Origin of the sequence: Mesorhizobium sp. M0768 (assembly GCF_040320195.1) — a bacterium.
Taxonomy (GTDB): domain Bacteria; phylum Pseudomonadota; class Alphaproteobacteria; order Rhizobiales; family Rhizobiaceae; genus Mesorhizobium.
This window is the reverse complement of sequence record NZ_JAMYPD010000027.1, coordinates 73897-80063: the sequence shown is the minus strand read 5'-3', so window position 1 is coordinate 80063 and position 6167 is coordinate 73897. Positions and strand designations below refer to the sequence as shown.

Sequence of the window (6167 nt, the reverse complement as noted above, 5' to 3'; positions counted from 1 at the left end):
GGCCGATTTGGCGCGCAATACTCCGCATCGCATCCACGACGACAACCAGGAATCGCTGTTTTCCGCCATTTGAAAAGGAGGTGCATAATGAATCGGTCTTCGCGATGCCGCGCAGGGCTCGCTCGGCTGCATTGTTCGATAGGCAGATCCGCCCGTCGTGGAGGAACCGGGCGAAGGATGGCCAGCGGCGCAGCATGTAGTTGAAGGCCTTGGTCAGATCATCTCCGCGCGAGAGCTTGTCGCGCGTCTCGATCATCCAGGTCTCGAGCTCCGCGACCAGCGGCAGGCTCCGCTCCTGGCGCACGGCGTGGCGTTGGGCCGGCGACAGGCCGTTGATCGCGCGCTCGATATCGAACAGGGCATCGATGCGCTTCACGGCTTCAACCGCTAGCGGATAGATCAGATTGGGCTTCTCGCCGTGCGCCTTCTTGCGCGCCGCCGCTTCGATATCGGCCAGCTCGAACACTTTGCGCCGGCTGTGGGCCCAGCAGCTGGCTTCCAGAATAGGCGCCGGCTGACGACCCGTCGCATAGAGATCGCCATAACCACCAAGGCATCGGCCTGCAGAATGCCGCTCCAGCCGGCAAGATGCGCCGCGGGATGTTCCGCTCGGCGATCGCGGGAATAATAGAACACCGCCGCCGGCGGATCGACACCGCCGAATGGTCGGTCATCACGCTTATGTAGAAATCTACATAACCGCGATTATGCGCACCCGATGATTATGCGCAGCTCATCGGGACAGGAGCGTGTAACCATCGGTTTCCCGAACGATTTCCAACTGGTGAACTGCGCATAATTTTTAGAGGCTCAAAGGAACTGCATGAGCTGGTCCGGCGGTCGATACCGGGTTTGACTGGCCGTCATGGGCTGCAGCCGGTTGAGCGTACGCTCCTTCATGGCGAGATCCGCCTGAAGGTACATGTGCGTCGTGGCGGGGCTCTCATGACCCAGCCATAGGGCAATGACGCTGATGTCGACGCCGGACTGCAGAAGATGCATTGCCGTGCTATGGCGGATGGTGTGAGGCGAAATCGAGCGACGCGCGATTTGCGGGTAACGTTCCGCGGCGGCCGAGACCGCAAGTTCATGGCGCTGGGTGACGTTCGAACGCGCCATGCATCTTCCGCCTCGGTTCGGAAACAGGAAGTTCTCCTCGCCGGCGTAGTCCAACCGGCGCTTCCAGTTACGGATCAGGTTGGCGGTCGTCCGCCAGGGCGGCACGCTGCGGTCTTTGCGCCCCTTTCCATGCAGGTGCGCGACCGCCGAGCCATCGACGGCGACCTCGCCGACGCGCAGGCCGATGGCTTCCGAGACACGCGGGCGCCGGTGTTGTACATCAGGCTGAACAGTGCGCGATCCCGCTCACCTGCCCATGTGCGCGCATCCGGCGCGTCAAGGATCGCCGGATCGCCTGCATCTCCTCGAGTGACAAAAATCCCAGGACCGGCCGGTCGAACCGTTTCATCGTTTCATCGGAATGGCCAGCACCTGTTCGATGATGGGGAGCGCGGTAAGGTCGTAGTGGGCGGCATACTTAAGGAAAGAGCGAAGTGCCGCCAGGCGGGCGTTGCGAGTACGGGCGCCGTTGCTCCGCTCCTTCTCCAAGTGGTCGAGGAAGCTCAGGATCAACTGCGCATCGAGGTCGGCCAGGGTCAGCCGGGTGGGCGCCTTTCCAATCGTCGCCTCGGCGAAGTCAAGCAACAATCGGAAGGTATCGCGGTAGGCGGCGATGGTGCGCGAACTGACGGCTCGCTGATTGCCCAGATGCTCGACGAAAAAGCGTTGCAGCAGGATGGGGAAGGACGATACCAGCTTGGGGTCAGTCATGATGACCCTCTCCAACGGTAGAGGCGAACAGCTCGAATCGTTTGCCAGCGACCGCCATGAGTTCCGGGACGCCGGTCAAATACCAATAAGTATCGGAGATCTTGGCGTGGCCGACATAGGTCGAGAGCGCCGCCATGGCGTTGTCGATATCGGCGCCATGCTCGTGCCAGAGCTGGATACGGCGGCAAATGAAGGTGTGGCGCAGGTCGTGAATACGCACCTTGCCATGGCCGCCCCGCGCGGTCCAACCAAGGTTGGTGCGAAGCTTCTGGAAAACCTTATTGATCCTCCGCTCCGCGATGAATCCACCCGCCGGAGACAGGAACAGCGGTGAGTCCTCGGTGAGTGCACCAGGACGCGCCCGAACCGCCAGATAGCGCCGTAGCTTGGCTACGACGGTGGCGTGTATGGGCACATGCCTGGATTTACGGAACTTCGTGTTCCGAACCGTAAGGAACGCTCCATCGAGATTGACATCGCTGCAGCGCAGGTGAATTGCTTCTGAGCGGCGCAGACCCGTAGCGGCGGTCAGCCCAAAGATCGTCGCGTAGGTTGCCGGCCGCAACCCGCCCTCAGGGGCGAGGCGCGAAGCGGCGGTCACAAGGTCGCAGATCTCCTGCTCCGAATAGACGTGCGGTGCGAGGCGGCGATGTGAGCGACCAAAGGTCGCGGTTTGTGGGAACTCGGTGCCGGGATTGAGCCGGGCAAGATACCTCGCGAACGGGCGAAGGGCCTCGAGGCGCCGGGCCCATGAGAAAGGACTGGCCCGTTTGGCCTGGCCTTGCACCCAGTTCAGGACGATATCGTTGGTGAGCGGGCCACTGTGACCGCGCTCGTCGGCAAACAAGGCGAAGGCGGTGATTTGATGGCCCTGCATCCTGAGGGCGGGCGGCCACGCTACGCTCAAAACTTAGAGCGTGTCGGCACCCGATGCAGGGAAACCGGCGCAGGTTACAGAGGTAGATGGTGTGACGACTGCAGTCTGGCGTGGGATTTGGCTGAAAAATGTCGCGCCTTCTGCCAAACGGCCGCATGCGACGTCATATTGGTCATGCAAGGCCCACTCGGCGATAGCAACAGGGCCCTGGTCGACGGAGCGGAAGAGAAAGACAGATCGAAAGTTGAAAATCGCCTGCCCGGCGCGATGTTCGATCAGAACCTTATCCTGCCCGAGTAGCACATGCATGCAGGTCAGGACGCGCCCGCCAAAAATACTGAAAGCAGTACCGAGGACCTTGCGATCACCCCCCTGCAGAACTTGAAAGACAGCTGACCGCCAAGTCTCCATCCGTTCCCCCTTTGATAACTTGGCACATGATCTGCACCAATTCCACCTACACCTCGGTTCCTTCCAACGAATATGGATGCTTTTTGATATCTGAAGCGACGAGCTTTCAATCTCAGAACGCTCCGGTCCCGTCTACAGATTCCATGTGAACACTGGCGATCTGCCTATGTTGAATTATTAATATGGAGCCTACTGTTGTTGACGATCACAAATAAAACATATGTAATGAAAACCTTGGCTGCTTAGATCTTGGGGGACGGGTGGCAGTGGATTCGAAAGTCTTCAAACAATGGCTGGCCAAATTGGAGACGCGCGATCCCGCCGTGTTCCAGGCAGTGTCGCGCCGAATGGACGAGCAACTCGCCAACAAGGCAGCGACTCTCGAGGCGACAACCCTTGACGCGACCGCCGGAAGTGCGGGTGACAGCGTCGACTACGTCCAGGTCGTGGCTGAATCGATCATTCGGGAAGGCCGGCCTGCCCTCTTCGTCGCTGACAATTTGATCTCCGAGAAAGGCGTCGAAATCGACGCGGGTGCACGGGTCGTGGTGGAACGGCTCAAGGCGGCCGCAGCCAAGATCAATCCGGTCATTCCGCTGGTCGGCCGCATCGACGTGGTCAACTTCCCCGGGTCCGCCACGTTCCTGGGGACGGCATGGCTGGTCGACGACGATGTGGTGGTGACCAACCGCCACGTCGCCGAACTGGTGGCCCGCTGGGACGGCGGCGAATACCGCTTCATTCCGGGGCAACTTGGCCGCAAGCTGCAAGTCAGCGTCGGCTATCTGCATGAAGCGGACAGCAAGGCTACGGCTTCGGTTGTTGTCGAGCAGGTGATCTGGATTGAGGCTGACACGAGCAAGGCTGACATCGCGTTCCTCAAGGTAAGGCGACACAATGACGGCACCAGCCCCGGTCGTGTCGAGATCGCCGAGCAGGATGTGGCGGCTGGCACGGACGTGGCCGTCATCGGCTACCCGGCGCGTGCGCCGGCCGAAATCATCCCCGATCAAGCCTGGATGGACCGCATCTTTGGGAGCCGTTACGACGTCAAGCGGATTGCACCCGGCAAGATGGACGACCCCAGCCGGGGTTGGAATACACATGATTGCACGACGATCGGGGGCAATTCCGGGTCGGTTGTCGTCTCGATGGAAACAGGCAAGGCGGTCGGGCTTCATTTTGCCGGTCTCTACATGGTTGAAAACTATGCGGTTCCGGCCTCCATGCTGCGCCAGTATATTCTGAAGCGCCCCTGGCAAGGGGCGCGGACAGCTGGTGGAGAGTCAAATCGGTCGTCTCCGCCGTCTGTCGATGCTGTCGTCAGGGTTTCCACGATTCAACAAGCAGCTGGCGAGCAGACGGCCGCTCAGGGCAATTCTGTCTCTTTGATATTTCCGTTGACGGTGAGCGTATCCTTGGGCGCACCACAGACGCAGACTCCGCTCCAGGTAGCTGCGGCGAAGGCAGATGTGGTGAGCGCGGCTCGGCAATTTCGGCGTGAAACGCGCATAGGCGGCGTGGTCAAGGTGTTGCCAGGCTATGTGGTGAACGGCGGCCTGATCACCGACCAAGAGTGTGTGGTGGTCGCCGCTGACCCTGCCGCAGTGTCCGATGTCAAAGCACAATGTCCGCCATCCGTGATGGGGCACCCTGTGGTGGTGCGTTCAGCGACAATTGCAGAACTCGCCCAGTCGATCGGCGCACTGGCGATAGAGTCCGCATCATCCACGCAATACAATGACGCCGATCGGACCGGGCCGGAGTTCAGCTTCGATATTGTCGAAGAAGCGATGACGGTGAAATGCCACGTCGGGCCGGAACAGGGCTGGATAAACCTTCAGGCGTTCTGCGAAGGCGCCAAGAAGTTCGTGTCGTCTATGTACCAGTTTCACGTCAAGCACATTGCCGCTGGGATGGAATCGGCACTGAAGGCGGGAGCCTCGCTTTCGATCGTTCTCGATCCACACACACGCAATGACAAGAAGGAAGCCGCCGACGAATTCAACCGCAAGGCGACCTTCGCGGCCTGGCATGAAACCTTCGGCGCGCGCTTCGACCATATTTACGTGCCGAAGGGCTCGGCCGGGCTTGTCGCCAGCGATTACCACATCAAAGTGACCGTGCGGGACGATCATCTGATCTGGCTGTCGAGCGGAAACTGGACCCACAACAGCCAGCCCAAGGTGGAAGAGGCCGACCTTGCCAATCCGACCAAGGTGTCGGCAATGGGTAATCGCGAGTGGCATGTGATCATCGACAATGTCGAGCTCGCCAAGCGCTTCAGCAGCCACATAAAAGCTGATTTCGCGCAATCGGGAAAACTGGGCGGCAGCCTCGAGGCCGTGGCCGATGAGATCTATGTCGATGTTCCCAAGGCGGCGCTGCAAACCGTAATGTTGGAAGCCGCGGCGACGCAACTGCTGCTCCCTCTCGATATCGGGCCGCGAAAGGTGCGCGTGAAACCGCTGCTTACCCCCGACCTGCACGGCAAGGTCTTCACCGATGCCGTTCTGGAGCTGATCGAGTCGGCAAAAGAACAGCTGGTGTTCCAAAACCAATACATCAACGTGGATGCGGATACGGGCGGCAATCTGGGTGTGCTGGTCGACGCACTGGCTAGGAAAGCCAAACATATCGAGGACGTGCGCATCGTCCTAAGAGGCAGCCGTTCCGAACTTCTCGTTACCGGGCAGGAACTCAAGCGCCGGGGTTTTCCCGACGTCAACAACCGGATCCGCGGCATCAGCAACACCCATACAAAAGGCATCGTGGTGGATGGCAAGCGGGTGCTGATCGGCAGCCAAAACTGGAGCTCGCTGGGCGTCAGCCTCAATCGTGATGCGAGCCTGATTTTCGATGACACAGATATTGCGGGCTATTTCCTTGGCGCCTTCGAGATCGACTGGAGACGCGCGAGCAGGCTCGCGGACACCTCGGCTGCAGCTGCAGTCAGCGCCCATGCGCCGCGCCTGGCGGTCGGAGAGGCACCGCCGGCGGGCCATATGCGGATGACGCTGTCGGAATATCTCGAAGGTTGAGGATCTGT

4 protein-coding genes and 2 pseudogenes are annotated in these 6167 nt (G+C 60.3%); 1 reads left to right on the top strand and 5 read right to left on the bottom strand.

Annotation, left to right across the window (positions count from 1 at the left end; all coding sequences use genetic code 11):
• Nucleotides 1-100: 100 nt before the first annotated feature.
• The 5 genes and pseudogenes from NKI08_RS26715 to NKI08_RS26695 all read right to left on the bottom strand — a co-directional run.
• A pseudogene (locus NKI08_RS26715) lies at nt 101-690 on the bottom strand (IS66 family transposase); the annotation flags it as partial.
• A gap of 120 nt (nt 691-810) precedes the next feature.
• A pseudogene (locus tag NKI08_RS26710) lies at nt 811-1308 on the bottom strand (tyrosine-type recombinase/integrase); the annotation flags it as partial.
• Nucleotides 1309-1464: 156 nt separating this feature from the next.
• A complete protein-coding gene (locus NKI08_RS26705) occupies nt 1465-1830 on the bottom strand; it encodes a site-specific integrase (RefSeq protein ID WP_352773546.1) in 366 nt (121 codons plus the stop codon).
• Complete coding sequence (locus tag NKI08_RS26700) at nt 1823-2707, bottom strand: tyrosine-type recombinase/integrase (protein ID WP_352773543.1); 885 nt, start codon at nt 2705-2707, stop codon at nt 1823-1825. Before NKI08_RS26700 ends, NKI08_RS26705 begins: the two co-directional genes overlap by 8 nt.
• Before the next feature lie 33 nt (nt 2708-2740).
• Complete coding sequence (locus tag NKI08_RS26695) at nt 2741-3118, bottom strand: hypothetical protein (RefSeq protein ID WP_352773541.1); 378 nt, start codon at nt 3116-3118, stop codon at nt 2741-2743.
• A gap of 266 nt (nt 3119-3384) precedes the next feature.
• Here NKI08_RS26695 and NKI08_RS26690 point away from each other — a divergent pair, with 266 nt between their 5' ends.
• Nucleotides 3385-6159, top strand: coding sequence for a phospholipase D-like domain-containing protein (locus tag NKI08_RS26690; RefSeq protein WP_352773538.1), 2775 nt, complete (start codon nt 3385-3387; stop codon nt 6157-6159).
• The last annotated feature ends 8 nt before the right edge of the window (nt 6160-6167 follow it).